Below are 15,676 nucleotides of genomic sequence, written 5' to 3' on the forward strand. Positions count from 1 at the left end.
ACCAATGAGGCCCCGTACCGGTGTTCCGGTACGGGGCCTTTCGGCATTCCCGCAGCCCACACGGTGTTTGAGACATCGTTGACGACGGCAGACCACCGCTGATACACCTTCGCTTCATCCATCGTCAGCCCAAGATCCACGGCAGCTCACCGGCGCACGCATCCCCCGACGCGAGGTCACGTCCCATGGTCATGGTCACGAAGGCTCCACCCCGTCCGGCACCCACCCACAGAGCCCTCCGCCTGCTCGCCGCGGCGGGCGTCACGGCCGCCTCGCTCGTGGCCGCTCCGCAGGCCCAGGCGGTGGACTCCAAGGCGGACGGCGGCACGACGCTCACGGTCGCCGTCTCGCAGAGCATCGACTCGCTCTCGCCGTTCCTCGCCCAGAAGCTCGTCTCCACCAGCATCCACCGGCTGGCCTACGAGTACCTGACGAACTACGACGCGAAGGACGCCCACCCGATCCCGGGCCTCGCGACCGCGTGGAAGTCCTCGCCGGACAAGCTCACCTGGACGTACACGATCCGCAAGGACTCGCTGTGGTCCGACGGGCAGCCGGCCACCGCGGAGGACGCGGCCTGGACCTTCACCAAGATGATGACCGACCCGAACGCGGCCACCGCCAACGGCAGCTTCACGGCGAACTTCAAGAAGGTCACCGCGCCCGACCCGCAGACCCTGGTCATCGAGCTCAAGAAGCCGCAGGCGACGATGACGGCGCTCGACGTCCCGATCGTGCCCAAGCACGTCTGGGAGAAGGTCGGCGACTTCTCCAAGTTCAACAACGACCAGCAGTTCCCGATCGTGGGCAACGGCCCCTTCGTCATCACGGACTTCAAGGTCGACCAGTACATCAAGCTGAAGCCGAACAAGACGTTCTGGCGCGGGGCGCCCAAGTTCGACGAGCTGGTCTTCAAGTACTACAAGGACGGGGACGCGGCCGTCGCCGCGCTCCAGAAGGGCGAGGTGTCCTTCGTCCCGAACCTGACGCCCGCCCAGGCCGCCGCCCTGAAGACGCAGAAGAACATCAAGGTCAACGACGCGCCCGGCCGGCGCTTCTTCGCCCTCGCCACCAACCCCGGCGCCCGCGCCAAGGACGGCAAGACCTTCGGCAACGGGCACAAGGCGCTGCTCGACCCCGAGGTGCGCAAGGCGCTCTTCCTCGCCGTCGACCGCGCCACGCTGGTCGACAAGGTCTACCAGGGCCACGCCGTCGAGGGCGCGGGCTACATCCCGCCGCGTTTCGGCTCGTACTTCTGGCAGCCCGACGGCACCCAGAAGCGCACCTACGACCCCGCCCTGGCCGGGCAGGTCCTGGACACCGCCGGGTACCGGAAGAACGCCGAGGGCAAGCGGGTCGGCAAGGACGGGCGGCCGCTGGACTTCCGCATCCTGTGCCACGCCACCGACCCCAACGACAAGGCGATCGGCAAGTACCTCCAGGAGTGGTGGGGCAAGCTCGGCATCGGGCTGAAGGTCGAGTGCCTCGACAGCGTCTCCGACCCGTGGGTGAAGGGCGACTACGACCTCGCCTTCGACGGCTGGTCGGTCAACCCGGACCCGGACTACGTGCTGTCCATCCACACCTGCGGCACGCTGCCGACCACCCCCAAGGACACCGGCGCGACCGACAACTTCATCTGCGACCCGCGCTTCGACGCGCTGTACGCCCAGCAGGCCGTGGAGTACGACGCGGGCAAGCGCGCGGCCCTCGTCAAGCAGATGCAGTCGCGGCTGTACGACACCGGGTACATGAACGTCATCGCGTACCCGAACGCCCTGGAGGCCTACCGCACCGACCAGATCGGCAGCATCACGACGATGCCCGAGGCGGCCGGCAACCTGTACGGCCAGGACGGCTACTGGAGCTGGTGGTCGGCCGTGCCCGCGGCGCGGGCATCCGGCTCCGAGTCGGACGGCGGCGGCTCGTCCACCGGCCTGGTGGTCGGCATCGGCGCGGCGGTCGTGGTCGTCGCCGGCGCCGGGATCTTCCTGATGATGCGCCGCCGCTCCACCGCCGACGACCGCGAGTAGCCCCGTGACGAGCGCAAGCACCCCCGCCTCCTCCGTGGTCCGGGCCGACGCGGCCCGCACCACGGAGGGCGGCGCCCCCCGCACCCGTACCGCCCTGCCCTATCTGCGGCACGCGGCGACGAAGCTCGCCGGCGCGGCCGTCTCGCTCCTCGCCGTCCTGGTCACCAGCTTCTTCCTGTTCCGGATCATCCCGGGCGACCCGGTGAAGACGATGACCCACGGCATGCCCACCACGGCCGAGCAACTCCACACCCTGCGCCATCAGTTCGGCCTCGACCTGCCCCTCTGGCAGCAGTTCACGGACTACTGCGCCAAGGCGCTCACCGGCGATCTCGGCACCTCGTACCAGTTCCGCGCCCCGGTCGGCGAGCTCATCGCGCAGAAGCTCCCCGCGACGCTGCTGCTCACCGGCACGGCCGTGGTGATCTACTCGGCGCTCGGCCTGTGGCTGGGCACCCGCTCGGCGTGGCGGCACGGCAGCCTCGGCGACCGGCTGAACACCGGCGTGGCCCTCACCCTGTGGTCGGTGCCGTCCTTCTGGCTCGGCCTGCTGCTGATCATCGTGTTCTCGGTGGGCATGGGTCCGGTCCCGGGCCTCTTCCCCACCGGCGGCATGGAGTCCGGAACGGGCGAGACGGGCTTCGGCTACGTCCTCGACGTGGCCCACCACATGGTCCTGCCCGTGCTGACCCTGGTCGCGGTCGGGTACGCCCAGACCCTGCTCGTCATGCGGTCCTCGCTGCTCGACGAGATGGGCAGCGACTACCTGACCACCGCCCGGGCCAAGGGGCTGCGCGACGACGCCGTACGGCGCCGGCACGCCGTCCCGAACGCGCTGCTGCCGACGGTGACGATGGTCTTCATCAACCTCGGTCACGTGGCGGCCGGTTCGATCCTCGTGGAGACGGTGTTCTCCTGGCCGGGCCTCGGCGGCCTCTTCTACTCGGCGCTCAGCGTGCCCGACCTGCCGCTCGTCCAGGGCCTGTTCGTGGTCTTCGCCGGAGCGATGATCGTGATGAACCTGATCGCCGACCTGCTCTATCCGCTGCTCGACCCCCGGGTGGGCCGATGACGTCACTGACATGGGAGCGGCGCCGCGGCACCGCCACCCGCTTCTGGAAGCAGTACCGCGGGCACCGGGCCGGGCTCTGGGGCCTGGCCGGGCTCGCCCTGATCGGGCTGCTCGCACTCACCGCGCCGCTGACCGTCGGCGCCGACGTGCAGTCGGTGACGAACGCGCCGGGCACCGCCCTGGAGGCGCCGAGCGCCGAGTTCCCGCTGGGGACCGACCAGTTCGGGCGCTCGCTGCTCGGGCTGCTGATCTGGGGCGCGCGGATCTCACTCCTGGTGGGGCTGCTGGCCGCGGCCCTGTCGGTGGCGATCGGCACCCTCGTGGGGATCGTGGCCGGCCACTACGGCGGCTGGTTCTCCACGGTCGTCATGCGGATCACCGACTGGTTCCTGGTGATGCCGACACTGGTCCTGGCGATCGTGCTCGCGACCGTCATGTCCCGGTCGATGTGGACGGTGGTCGTGGCGATCGGCGTCACCAGCTGGCCGACCACCGCCCGGCTGGTGCGGGCGCAGACGATCGCGGTCGAGTCCCGCCCGTACATCGAGCGGGCGACCGCTCTCGGCGGCGGGCACGGGCACGTCATGACCCGGCACGTCCTGCCGAACGTGATGCCGCTCGTCCTCGCCCAGACCACCCTCGGCATCTCGACGGCCATCCTCACCGAGGCGACCCTGGCCTTCCTCGGGCTCGGCGACCCGACCGTGGTGTCGTGGGGCGGGATGCTCCAGGACGCCCGTGAGGCGGGCGCGGTCTCGTCCGGGCACTGGTGGTACCTGGCGCCGCCCGGGATCGCCATCGCGCTGGTCGCCCTCGCGTTCACGCTGTGCGGGCGGGCCGTGGAGTCCGTCCTCAACCCGAAGCTGGGGGTGGGCCGATGAGCGCCCCGGGCCTGCTCGAGGTACGGAACCTGACCGTCACGTACGGATCGGGGGCGGCCGCCGTCCCCGCCGTGCGCGGCGTCGACCTGAGTCTGCCCGCCGGGCGGAAGCTCGGGGTCGCCGGGGAGTCCGGCTGCGGGAAGTCGACGATGGCGCTCGCGCTGCTCCGGCTGCTGCCGGCCTCGGCGCGGACGACCGGGGAGATCCTCCTCGACGGCGAGGACGTCCTCAGCATGAAGTGGGGCCGGCTCCGGGCCGTGCGCTGGGCGGGCGCGTCGATCGTCTTCCAGGGCGCGATGCACTCGCTGAACGCGGTGCGGCGGATCGGCGACCAGATCGCCGAACCGCTGCTCGTGCACGGCAGGGCCACCCCGGCGACCGCCCGCACCCGGACCGGGGAGCTCCTGGAGCACGTCGGCCTGCCGGCAGCGCGGGCGGCGGCGTATCCGCACGAGCTGTCCGGCGGGCAGCGGCAGCGCGTGATGATCGCGATGGCGCTCGCCTGCGACCCGCTGCTGATCGTGGCGGACGAGCCGACGACCGCGCTGGACGTCATGATCCAGGCACAGATCCTGCGCCTCATCGAACAGCTGGTCGCCGAGCAGGACATCGGGCTGCTGATGATCAGCCATGACCTGGCGGTGCTCGCCGACACCTGCGACCGGCTGGCCGTGATGTACGCGGGTCGGGTGGTCGAGGAGGGCCCGGCGAAGGCGGTGTACGAGGCAGCCGCGCACCCCTACGGGCGGGCGCTGTCCTCGGCGTTCCCGCGGATCGGCGACCCGGCCTCGCGGCGGGCCCCGCGCGGCCTGCCGGGCGACCCGCCGGACCCGGCGGACCTGCCGGGCGGCTGCACCTTCCACCCCCGCTGCCCGGTGGCGGTCGAGGGCTGCGCGGCGGAGGACCAGGAGCTGCGGGACGCGGGCGCGGGGCGCCGGGCGGCCTGCGTACACGTGGGGAGCGGGTCGTGAAGGGAAGGACCGTATGAGCGGGGATGCCTCGGCGCCGCTGCTGTCGGCGAAGGACCTGCGGGTGGTGTTCCCCGGGCGCCGGGGCGCGCCGCCCGCCCGGGCCGTGGACGGGGTCGACCTGGACATCGGCGCGGGCGAGATCGTGGCCCTGGTCGGCGAGTCCGGCTGCGGCAAGACGTCGCTCGCCCGCTCGCTGCTCGGCCTGGTCCGGCCGAGCGGGGGCGAGGTGCGTTTCGCGGGCGCGCCGCTGTCGTACACGGGGAGGTCCCTGAAGGCGTACCGGAAGCGGGCGCAGCTGGTCCTGCAGGACCCGAGCGGTTCGCTGAACCCGCGGCACACGGTGTACGACGCGGTGGCGGAGGGGCTGCGCATCCACGGCCACTCCGGGGACGAGCGCGCGGCGGTGGCCGAGGCGCTGTCCCGGGCCGGGCTGCGCCCGCCGGAGCGCTTCTTCCTGCGCTATCCGCACGAGCTGTCCGGCGGGCAGCGGCAGCGCGTGGTGATCGCCGGGGCGCTGGTCCTGGAACCCGAACTGATCGTGGCGGACGAGCCGGTGGCCTCGCTGGACGCCTCGGTACGGGGCGAGATCCTGGCCCTGCTGCTGCGCCTGCGCGACGAACTGGGCCTCTCCGCCCTGGTCGTGACGCACGATCTGGGCCTGGCGTGGAACATCGCGGACCGGGTGGCGGTCATGTACCTGGGCCGGATCGTGGAGACGGGACCGGTGGAGTCCGTCCTGACGCAGCCTCGCCATCCCTACACCCAGGCGCTGTTGTCGGTGCTGCCGGACTCCGTGGGGGAACCGGTGGTGCTGACCGGCGAGCCCCCGGACCCGGCGCGCATCCCGTCGGGCTGCCGCTTCCACGTGCGCTGCCAGGTCCTCGCCTCGGGCCGGGCGGGCGAGGTGGCCGACCGCTGCCGCACGGAGGACCTGCCGGTCCTCGGCGGGCGCGAGGAACGCTCGGCGGCCTGCCACTGGGCACGGCGGACGGTGCCGGCGGACTGAGCGTCACCCCGCCGGGGACGCGCGGGTGGGCCCGGGCGTGCCCGTCGCGTCCTGCGGGGCGGGGGGCCCGGGCCGTGCTCGTACGGCTCGGCGGGGCGGATACCCGGGCCGCGCTCGTACCGCTCTGCGAGGCGGATACCCGGGCCGCGCCCGTACGGCTCTGCGAGGCGGATATCCAGGCCGTGCTCGTACGGCTCGGCGGGGATGCCTGGCCGTGGGACCCCCGCCGGGCGGGCCGGACGGGCCGTCAGGAGCCGTTCCGGGCGCCCTCGTCGTAGGCGGCGGTCAGCTCGCGGCACGTCTTGACGTCGCCGGCCATCGCCGCGAGCAGGTCGTCGAGGGTGTCGAACTTGAGCATCCCGCGCACGTAGGCGAGGAAGTCGACGGTGACGTGGAGGCCGTAGAGGTCCAGGCCCTCGCGGTCGATCGCGTACGCCTCGACGGTGCGCTCGGTGCCGTCGAACTGCGGGTTGGTGCCCACCGAGATCGCGGCGGGCATCCGCTCGCCGGCGGCCGTCAGCCAGCCCGCGTAGACGCCGTCGGCGGGGATCGCCGTGTGCGGCAGGGTCTCGACGTTGGCCGTCGGGAAGCCGAGCTCGCGGCCGCGCTGGGCGCCGCGCACGACGATGCCCTCGACCCGGTGCGGGCGACCCAGGATCTCCGCCGCACCGGCCATGTCGCCCTCGGCGACCAGCCGGCGGGTCAGCGTCGACGAGAACGGCTCGCCGCCGCCCGCCGCGCCGGACACGCGCAGGTCGATGACCTCGACGTCGTAGTCGTAGGTGGCGCCGAGCTCGGCCAGGTACGCGACGTTGCCGGCCGCGCGGTGGCCGAAGCGGAAGTTGGGGCCCTCGATGACCCGCTTGGCGTGCAGCTTGTCGACGAGGACCTTCACGATGAAGTCCGCCGGGGACAGCTGCGAGAACTCGGCCGTGAACGGCAGGATCAGCACCGCGTCCACGCCCAGCTCGGCCATCAGCTCCGCCCGGCGGTGGTGCGGGGCGAGCAGCGGCGGGTGGCTGCCGGGGCGCACGACCTCGGAGGGGTGCGGGTCGAAGGTGACGACGACCGAGGGGACGCCGAGCTCGCGGGCGCGCTCCACGGCCCGCCCGATGATCAGCTGGTGCCCGCGGTGGACTCCGTCGTAGGAGCCGATGGTGACGACGCTGCGCCCCCAGTCCTGGGGGATGTCCTCCAAGCCACGCCAGCGCTGCACTGTGACCGCTCCTCGTCCGCCTGTACCCAAGTCCGCGTGTACGCCTGTTGGCGCAGGTCTAAGACTGCCATGAGCATGCGGCTGCGGGAGCATCGGCATGGTGTGCGCCATGTCTCGGAGCTCCGCGCGCAGGAAGCGGGAGGCGCCGGTGCCGGGGGCGGCGAGCACCGGAGCGAGCGCGGCGCGCGGGGCGGGGAGCGCGAGCAGCCGCCCGACCAGCGGGTGCAGGACACAGCGCACGACGGGCCCCTCCTCCAGGCGCGCGTCGACGAAGGCGGCGACCAGCGGGGCGCCTTCGGGGTGGGTGCGCGCGTACTCGGCGACGAGCGCGGCGGCGAGGCGGGCGAGGCGCGGCGTGTCGACCCGGGCGAGGGCCCGCAGGACGGGCGCGGGCTCGCCGTCGAGGAGCCGGGCGCGCAGGGCGTCGAGGACGGGATCGGGGTGGGTGGCGAGCGCGGCCGCGAGGGCGTCCACGGGCACCCCCGGTTCGGCGAGCGCGCGCGGCAGGAACCGGGCGCGGGAGTCGGGGTCCCGGACGAGCAGCCCGACGGCGGCGCCGTGCAGCGCCCGGTCGCCGGGCCGGGCGAGCAGGGCGAGGGCCGCGTAGCGCAGGGTGCTCCGCTCGTCCGGGGTGCGCACGTGCGGGGCGACCAGCTGCCCGTACGCGGCGGCCGCGGCGCGCCGTTCGGGGCGCCCGTCGTCGTGGGCCCACCGGTCCACGGCCCGGCACAGCGCGGCCGGTTCGTCCTCGGCGAGCGCGGCGAGCAGACCTTCGGCGAGCGGGTGCGCGGTCGCGACCAGGGCCTCGCACAGGTCGTCCACGGCGAGCGCCCGGCGGGTGTGCAGGAGCGCCTGCGCGGCCGTGCCGACGGTGGCCCCCGGCGCCCCTGCCAGCGGCCGGTCGTCCGCGAACCAGCGGCACAGCAACGGCTGCACCCCGCGCGGGTCGGCCATGAGCCGCGCGGCGGCGAGGTCGAGGAAACGGGTGCCCCCGGGCGCCGGGTCGGCGGGCACGAGCCTCCGCAGCAGGTCCGTCGCCTCGCCCTCGGCCACCGCGAGGCCGTCCCAGAAGTCCACGCCGAAGCCGCCGAACGCCGCCCGCTTCCCCGGCCGTGCCCCGATGTGATCGGCGAGCCGCCGCAGCACCCCCAGATACGGCCGGAGGTCCGGCACCGCCTCCAGCGCCCCGGCGAGCAGCCGCGAGGCCCACCAGACGCCCTCGGCGACCTCGGGTGCGGCGGGAGCGGCGGGAGCGGCGGACGACGCTCCGGCCGGGACACCCGCGCCCACGCCCGTCGCCGCCGCGCCCGCCACCGGACCCGTCTCCGCGCCCGTCGCCACCCCCACGCCCGTGCCCGTGCCCGTCCCCGTCTCCGCCCCCGCGCCCGGCTCCCTGCCCGTCTCCGCCCCCACGCCCGCCCCCTCGCCCGTCTCCCTACCGGTCTCAGTCCCCCTCTCCCCGTCCGCGAACGCCGCCAGCGCGTCCGTCAGGCCCTCGAGCCTCGGTGTCAGACCGCTCGGGCCCTGGTCGCGGTGGAGCTGCCGGAGGGCCTGGAGCACGGGGCCGATGCGGTGGCGCGGGACGGGAAGCGGCGTGGGGTGGTGGATCAGGCTGTCGAGTGCGCGGTCGATGTCGAGGTGGGCGCCCTGGAGCCAGTCGGCGAGCTCCTCGTGCGCGAAGCGGTAGCCGCCGCCGGCCGGGACCAGCAGGGCCTCGGTGAGGACGGCGGAGGCCCAGCCGGTGCGCCAGGGGAAGAGTTCCTCGAAGGACTCCCGGTCGAGCTCGCCCTGGCCGGGGCCGAGGCAGCGGCGGGCGGCCTCGTGGATCCGGCCGCTGACCCGGGCCGCGAGGCGGCGGACGGCGGTGCCGCGCAGGACGGGGCGCTCGGCGGCGGCGATCCGTACCGCGATCCGCAGGCACTGGAGGTCCAGGTGGGCCTGGAAGATCGCGTCCCGGTCGGGACGGCCCGGCAGCTCGCCGCAGGTCGCCGCGCGGACCTCGCCGAGCAGCCGCAGCGCGAGCGGGTGCCGGGCGTCCGGCGCGGCGATGGCATCGTCGGGGACCCCGTGCCGGCGGCGCGCCCCGGCCGCCTCCGCCTCGGTGAGGTCACCGAGGACGACGACGGCCGGCTCCGTGGCGTACAGGCCGAGGGCCTGCTCGGCGTGCTCGGGGCGGCAGGCCACGACCAGCCGGGCGCGGTGGGCGGTGAGCCATTCCTCGGTGGCGCCGGTCCAGGCGGCGAGCCGGTGGGCGAGGACCGGTGGCATCTCCTCGGGGGTGTCGAGCAGGACGAGCAGCGGGCGGCCGGCCTCCGCGGCGAGCCCGGCGGCCTGTTCCGGCGTCACGGCGGCCGGGTCGCCGGGGGTGCCGGAGGCGGCGGCGACGCGCCCGGCGCGGCGCAGGGCCCGGCCGATCGCGTCGGCGAGGGAGCGGTCGTCGGCGCGGAGGTCGGCGCCGCGCAGCCAGGCGGTGGGCGCGGGGGCGGGGCCGCGAGTGCGCTCCGTGGCGAGGCCCGCGAGGGCGGTGGTGCGGCCGGTGCCGGGGACGCCGACCACGGCGAGGACGAGGGCGGCGCCGTCGTCCTCGACCCGGGGGGCGGGCGGGTCCTCGTGGGTGCCCGTCGTGGTGGCGGTGAGCTCCAGGACGCCGGCCAGGTTGAGGTCCTGCCCGTAGCAGGGGACGGTGGCGGCGTTGCGGCGCAGCAGCGGGCCGAGCGGCCCGTCGGGCGGGATGGGCAGGGCGTGTCCGGCGGCGCGCCGGTCGCCGTGCACGGCGGTGCCGAGGACGCCGAGGACGGCGCCGGTGACGGGGTCGAGGACCGGGCCGCCGGCGGCCGGTCCGCCGTCGTGGAGGGCTTCGGCGCCCTCGGTGCCGATGGCGAGTTCGAGGGCGGGTCCGGGGGTGGTGCCGAGCACGCGGGCCTCGCGCCAGCCGTGGGCGCTGATCCGCACGTACGTACCGGGTTCGATGCCCTGCCGGGTCGCGAGGGGCAAGGGGCGGGCGCCCAGGCCCTGGGTGCGGACGAGCGCGAGCCCGGCCCCGGGCAGCGGGGTGATGTCGGAGGCCGTGGCGCGCCAGCGGCGCCCGTCGGGCGTGACGAGGTGGAGGGCGGCGTGTCCGTCGACCACCTCGTGGCCGGTGAGGAGGGTGCCGCGGTGGTCGGCGAGGAATCCGGTCCCGACGGACCGGCCGGCCGGATCCTCGATCCGTACCAGCGTCGCCCGGTCCCCGCTCCCCATGGGTCGACGGTAGGTCGGCGATGATCAGGGAGAGAAGCGCGCGAACCGAACGCGCCCCCCTGCACTCCCCCGTTCGCTCCGAGCGCCTGCCCGAAGGGGTGAATGGGTGATCGCCGGGGGGACAGATCCTCCCCGGAGGGGGATCGTGAGGCGGGCACGCGCGCGTGCCCGCCTCACCATGACGTCCTGCCGAGCACGACGTCGGCCGTGGGTCAGCCGAAGACGGCCAGGCTCTTCGCCTTGCCGCGCTGGGCCTCGACCAGCGCGAGCAGACGCCCTTCCGGCCCGAAGACCGCGACCGGGCCCGCCGGGTACTCCGGCATCTCCAGGCGTACGCCGTTCAGGAGCAGCCGGGCCCGCTTCTCGTCGACGTCCCAGCGCGGGAACGCCGCCGCGGCCGCCTCGGCGACCGGCATGACCGCGAGCTCCTCCTGGAGCTGGTCCAGGGTCCGGGCGCTGTCCAGCTTGTACGGGCCGACCCGGGTGCGGCGCAGCGCGGTCAGATGACCGCCCACGCCGAGCCCTGCGCCCAGGTCGCGGGCGAGCGCCCGGATGTACGTGCCGGAGGAGCAGACGACGGAGACCACCAGGTCCACGACCGGGGTCCCGTCCTCCGCGGTGTCCTCGCGCATGTCGTACACCTGGAAGGAGGAGACGGTGACCGGCCGGGCCGGGATCTCGAACTCCTCGCCGCCGCGCACCCGCGCGTAGGACCGCTTGCCGTCGATCTTGATCGCGGAGACCTTCGACGGCACCTGCATGATGTCGCCGGTGAGCTCGGCCACGCCCGCGTCGATCTGCTCCCGGGTGACCTTCGACGCGTCGACCGACGCCGTGATCTCGCCCTCGGCGTCGTCCGTGACGGTGGTCTGGCCCAGGCGGATCGTGCCCAGGTACTCCTTCTCGGTCAGCGCGAGGTGACCGAGCAGCTTGGTCGCCCGCTCCACGCCGAGGACGAGGACGCCCGTGGCCATGGGGTCGAGCGTGCCGGCGTGGCCGACCCGGCGGGTCCTGGCGATCCCGCGCATCTTGGCCACGACGTCGTGCGAAGTGAAGCCCGACGGCTTGTCGACGATGACAAGCCCGTCGGGGGTGCCCCTTCCAGCGGTAGCCGGGGGGGTCTGACCGGAGGTGCTCATTCGGCGGCTTCGTCCTCGCCCGGCTTCTTGTACGGGTCCGCGTCACCGGCGAAGGTGGCGCCCGAGGACGCCTCCCGCACCTTGGCGTCCGAGGCGCGGACCTGGTCGAGGAGGTCCTCGATGTTCTTGGCGGTCTCCGGGAGGGCGTCCGCCACGAAGGTCAGCGTCGGGGTGAACTTGGTGCCCGCGGCCTTGCCGACGGCCGAGCGCAGGATGCCCTTGGCGCTCTCCAGGCCGGCGGCGGCGCTCGCGCGCTCCTCCTCGTCGCCGTAGACCGTGTAGAAGACCGTGGCCTCCCGCAGGTCACCGGTGACGCGGGTGTCCGTGATGGTCACGTGCGTACCCAGGCGCGGGTCCTTGATGCCGCGCTGCAGCTTCTCGGCGACCACCTCCCGGATGAGGTCCGCCAGCTTCTTCGCCCGCGCGTTGTCGGCCACTGGTCCTTCTCCTTCTTTGCCTTGCTCATTCAGTCTTCATCAGTGTGGAGCCTGCGTCGCACCGACAGCAGCTCGACCTCGGGCCGGGCCGCGACCAGCCGCTCACAGCGGTCGAGCACGTCCGACACGAACCCCGCGTCCCCGGACACCAGAGAGACCCCGAGACGGGCCCTGCGGTGAAGGTCCTGGTCGCCCACCTCGGCCGCGCTCACGGAGAACTTGCGTTGGAGCTCGGCGACGATGGGCCGGACGACGGAGCGTTTCTCCTTCAGCGAATGAACGTCGCCGAGGAGCAGATCGAAGGACAGAGTCCCCACGTACATGTGGTGCCGGATGTCCCGCCGGTTCGGGTTCGACGGCCTGCCGGGCGCTCGCCCGGGAGGAACATCAAAACCGTACACGCAACGGCCGGGGCCGATCGACGGAAATTCTCCCGCCGACCGGCCCCGGTCTCAGCCGTGTGCGTTACGCGCGCGGCTTCTCGCGCATCTCGTACGTCGCGATGACGTCGTCGATCTTGATGTCGTTGTAGTTTCCGAGGTTGATACCACCCTCGAAGCCTTCACGAATCTCGGTGACGTCGTCCTTGAAGCGGCGCAGACCGTGGATGGTGAGGTCCTCGGCGATGACCTTGCCGTCGCGGAGGAGTCGCGCCTTGGTGTTGCGCTTGACCTCGCCCGAGCGGATGAGGACACCGGCGATGTTGCCCAGCTTGGACGAGCGGAAGACCTCGCGGATCTCCGCCGTGCCGAGCTCGACCTCTTCGTACTCCGGCTTGAGGAGGCCCTTGAGCGCCGCCTCGATCTCCTCGATCGCCTGGTAGATGACCGAGTAGTACCGGACGTCGACGCCCTCGCGCTCCGCCATCTGCGCGGCACGGCCGGCCGCACGGACGTTGTAGCCGATGACGATGGCGTCGGAGCCCATGGCCAGGTCGATGTCCGACTCGGTGACCGCACCCACACCGCGGTGCAGGACACGGATGTCGACCTCTTCGCCGACGTCGAGCTGGAGCAGCGAGGCTTCGAGGGCCTCGACCGCACCGGACGCGTCGCCCTTGATGATGAGGTTGAGTTCCTGGACGAGACCGGCCTTGAGCACCTTGTCGAGGTCCTCGAGGGACACCCGGCGGACGCGCTTGGCGAAGGCGGCGTTGCGCTCACGCGCAGCGCGCTTCTCGGCGATCTGGCGGGCCGTACGGTCCTCGTCGACCACCAGGAGGTTGTCGCCGGCACCCGGCACGTTGGTGAGACCGAGCACCAGGACGGGAGTCGACGGGGCCGCCTCCTCGACGTTGTTGCCCTTGTCGTCGAGCATCGCCCGGACGCGGCCGTACGCGTCGCCGACCACCACGGTGTCGCCGATGCGCAGCGTTCCGCGCTGGACCAGGACCGTCGAGACGGCGCCACGACCACGGTCGAGGTGCGACTCGATGGCGATGCCCTGCGCGTCCTGGTTCGGGTTGGCCCGCAGGTCGAGCGAGGCGTCGGCGGTGAGGACCACGGCCTCCAGCAGGGAGTCGATGTGCAGACCCTGCTTGGCGGAGATGTCGACGAACATGGTGTCGCCGCCGTACTCCTCGGCCACCAGACCGAACTCGGTCAGCTGGCCACGGACCTTGACCGGGTCAGCGCCCTCGACGTCGATCTTGTTGACCGCGACCACGATCGGCACACCGGCCGCCTTGGCGTGGTTCAGCGCCTCGATCGTCTGGGGCATCACACCGTCGTTGGCCGCCACCACGAGGATCGCGATGTCGGTCGACTTCGCACCACGGGCACGCATGGCGGTGAACGCCTCGTGACCCGGGGTGTCGATGAAGGTGATGCGACGCTCTTCGCCGTTGACCTCGGTACCGACCTGGTAGGCACCGATGTGCTGGGTGATGCCACCGGCCTCGCCCGCGACCACGTTGGTCTTGCGGATCGCGTCGAGGAGTCGGGTCTTACCGTGGTCGACGTGACCCATGACGGTCACGACCGGCGGACGGGAGACCAGGGCCTCTTCGCCGCCCTCGTCCTCGCCGAACTCGATGTCGAAGGACTCGAGGAGCTCGCGGTCCTCCTCCTCCGGCGAGACGATCTGAACGGTGTAGTTCATCTCCTCGCCGAGCATGGTCAGCGTGTCGTCGGAGACGGACTGCGTCGCCGTGACCATCTCACCGAGGTTCATCATCACCGCGACGAGCGACGCCGGGTTGGCGCCGATCTTCTCGGCGAAATCGGTGAGGGACGCGCCGCGCGACAGGCGAATGGTGTCGCCGTTGCCGCGAGGCAGCATCACGCCGCCCACGGACGGGGCCTGCATGGCCTCGTACTCCTGGCGCCTCTGCCGCTTCGACTTGCGACCGCGACGCGCGGGACCGCCGGGACGACCGAAGGCGCCCTGCGTGCCACCACGGCCACCCGGGCCGCCGGGACGGCCACCGAAGCCGCCGGGACGACCGCCGAAGCCGCCGCCACCGCCGGGACCACCCGGACGACCGCCGCCGCCGCCACCGGGACCACCGGGACGACCGGCGAAGCCGCCGCCGCCACCGCCGGGACCGGCCGGACGGCCGGCGAAGCCGGGACGACCGCCGCCGCCACCGCCGCCACCGGGACGACCGCCGGGGCCACCCGGGCCACGGCCGCCGGGGCCCGGACGCGGGCCGGCAGCGGGACGCTGCGGCATCATGCCCGGGTTCGGACGGTTACCGCCGGGCGCGCCGCCCGGACGGGGAGCCTGCGGACGAGGCATGCCACCCGGGGTCGGACGCGGAGCGCCGCCCTGGGGACGCGGGGCGCCGGGAACGCCGCCCTGGCCCTGCGGACGCGGAGCGCCACCCTGGCCGCCGGGGCCGCCGGGACGCGGAGCGCCACCCTGCGGACGGGGCGCCTGCGGGCGCGCCATGCCGGTGGAGCCGCCGGACGTGAAGGGGTTGTTGCCCGGACGCGGGCCGGCCGGGCGACCGCCCGGACGCGGGGCCTGCTGGCCGGGACGGGGGGCCTGCTGACCCGGACGCGGCGCCTGCTGGCCCTGACGGGCAGCGGCGGGACGCGGACCGGGGGTACCGCCACCGGAACGCTGACCGGCGGCCGGGGCCGACGGAGGCGCGGTGAACTCCGGGGTGCTCGGAGCCGGGGCGGCGGGAGCCGGCTTGGGCGCGGGCTTCGGACCCGGACGGGGGCCCGACGCGGCCGGAGCCGGAGAGGGGGTGCTGCTCGCGGGCGCGGCCGGGGTGACCGGGGCCGCAGGCGCGGCGGGGGCCGGCTTGGGGGCCGGGGCGCCGGGCTTGGGGGCAGCGGGACGTGCCGCGGCGGCCGGAGCCGGTGCCGCGGGCTTGGGGGCGGGCGTCGCCTTGCGGGGCGCGCCGGGCTTGGCAGCGGTCTTGCCGGCGTTGCCGCCGGGACCCTGCAAAGCGTCAGTCAACTTGCGCACGACCGGCGCCTCGATCGTCGAGGACGCCGAACGGACGAATTCACCGAGTTCTTGGAGCTTGGCCATGACGACCTTGCTCTCCACGCCGAACTCCTTGGCGAGTTCGTATACCCGGACCTTAGCCACTTCGCTCCTTTTAGGTCCGGTTACCGCCGGACCGTCGCTACTTCATGGGCGTACTCATCGCGTACTCATCGAGTGCTCATCGCAATCTCGACCTACTTCCAACTCGCGAGGTACCTGACCGCACGGGATTCCGTG

General features: G+C 73.6%; 10 protein-coding genes and 1 pseudogene. 5 read left to right on the top strand and 6 right to left on the bottom strand.

Features of this window, described 5'->3' with window-relative positions; translation table 11 throughout:
* Positions 1-191 precede the first annotated feature (191 nt).
* From ACIRQF_RS16875 to ACIRQF_RS16895, 5 genes are read left to right on the top strand one after another with little or no spacing between them, the layout of a single operon-like run.
* On the top strand, positions 192-2,033 hold the full coding sequence (locus ACIRQF_RS16875) for an ABC transporter substrate-binding protein (RefSeq protein ID WP_404093613.1): 1,842 nt from the start codon (positions 192-194) through the stop codon (positions 2,031-2,033).
* Positions 2,034-2,037: 4 nt separating this feature from the next.
* A complete protein-coding gene (locus tag ACIRQF_RS16880; protein WP_404092947.1) occupies positions 2,038-3,105 on the top strand; it encodes an ABC transporter permease in 1,068 nt (355 codons plus the stop codon).
* Positions 3,102-3,986 carry an ABC transporter permease gene (locus tag ACIRQF_RS16885; RefSeq protein ID WP_376637540.1) on the top strand — a complete coding sequence of 295 codons (885 nt, stop codon included), beginning with the start codon at positions 3,102-3,104 and terminating at the stop codon, positions 3,984-3,986. The genes ACIRQF_RS16880 and ACIRQF_RS16885 overlap by 4 nt, the downstream gene beginning before the upstream one ends.
* Complete coding sequence (locus tag ACIRQF_RS16890) at positions 3,983-4,957, top strand: ABC transporter ATP-binding protein (RefSeq protein ID WP_404092951.1); 975 nt, start codon at positions 3,983-3,985, stop codon at positions 4,955-4,957. The genes ACIRQF_RS16885 and ACIRQF_RS16890 overlap by 4 nt, the downstream gene beginning before the upstream one ends.
* 13 nt (positions 4,958-4,970) lie before the next feature.
* On the top strand, positions 4,971-5,963 hold the full coding sequence (locus ACIRQF_RS16895) for an ABC transporter ATP-binding protein (protein WP_382478051.1): 993 nt from the start codon (positions 4,971-4,973) through the stop codon (positions 5,961-5,963).
* 247 nt (positions 5,964-6,210) lie between these two features.
* On the opposite strand, the gene ACIRQF_RS16900 is transcribed toward ACIRQF_RS16895, so the two are convergent.
* The 6 genes and pseudogenes from ACIRQF_RS16900 to infB all read right to left on the bottom strand — a co-directional run bounded on the left by ACIRQF_RS16900 (position 6,211) and on the right by infB (position 15,541).
* A complete protein-coding gene (locus ACIRQF_RS16900; RefSeq protein WP_376637567.1) occupies positions 6,211-7,179 on the bottom strand; it encodes a bifunctional riboflavin kinase/FAD synthetase in 969 nt (322 codons plus the stop codon).
* Positions 7,180-9,975: 2,796 nt separating this feature from the next.
* A pseudogene (locus tag ACIRQF_RS16905) lies at positions 9,976-10,419 on the bottom strand (trypsin-like peptidase domain-containing protein); the annotation flags it as partial.
* 212 nt (positions 10,420-10,631) lie between these two features.
* The gene (gene truB, locus ACIRQF_RS16910) at positions 10,632-11,558 is read right to left on the bottom strand and encodes a tRNA pseudouridine(55) synthase TruB (RefSeq protein ID WP_376637537.1); all 927 of its coding nucleotides are present in this window, start codon (positions 11,556-11,558) and stop codon (positions 10,632-10,634) included.
* The gene (gene rbfA, locus ACIRQF_RS16915; RefSeq protein ID WP_376637536.1) at positions 11,555-11,995 is read right to left on the bottom strand and encodes a 30S ribosome-binding factor RbfA; all 441 of its coding nucleotides are present in this window, start codon (positions 11,993-11,995) and stop codon (positions 11,555-11,557) included. Before rbfA ends, truB begins: the two co-directional genes overlap by 4 nt.
* 29 nt (positions 11,996-12,024) lie before the next feature.
* Positions 12,025-12,318, bottom strand: coding sequence for a DUF503 domain-containing protein (locus tag ACIRQF_RS16920; protein WP_362372225.1), 294 nt, complete (start codon positions 12,316-12,318; stop codon positions 12,025-12,027).
* A gap of 142 nt (positions 12,319-12,460) precedes the next feature.
* Positions 12,461-15,541: a translation initiation factor IF-2 gene (gene infB, locus ACIRQF_RS16925; RefSeq protein ID WP_389752216.1), complete on the bottom strand. Its 3,081-nt coding sequence runs from the start codon at positions 15,539-15,541 to the stop codon at positions 12,461-12,463.
* Positions 15,542-15,676 lie beyond the last annotated feature (135 nt).

Source organism: Streptomyces sp. NPDC101191 (assembly GCF_044767915.1).
GTDB lineage: Bacteria > Actinomycetota > Actinomycetes > Streptomycetales > Streptomycetaceae > Streptomyces.

Coding starts and splice junctions, on each gene's coding strand:
- ACIRQF_RS16885 (WP_376637540.1), top strand. CDS start 3,102: ATGACGTCACTGACATGGGAGCGGCGCCGCGGCACCGCCACCCGCTTC.
- ACIRQF_RS16895 (WP_382478051.1), top strand. CDS start 4,971: ATGAGCGGGGATGCCTCGGCGCCGCTGCTGTCGGCGAAGGACCTGCGG.
- ACIRQF_RS16875 (WP_404093613.1), top strand. CDS start 192: ATGGTCACGAAGGCTCCACCCCGTCCGGCACCCACCCACAGAGCCCTC.
- ACIRQF_RS16890 (WP_404092951.1), top strand. CDS start 3,983: ATGAGCGCCCCGGGCCTGCTCGAGGTACGGAACCTGACCGTCACGTAC.
- truB (WP_376637537.1), bottom strand. CDS start 11,558: ATGAGCACCTCCGGTCAGACCCCCCCGGCTACCGCTGGAAGGGGCACC.
- ACIRQF_RS16920 (WP_362372225.1), bottom strand. CDS start 12,318: ATGTACGTGGGGACTCTGTCCTTCGATCTGCTCCTCGGCGACGTTCAT.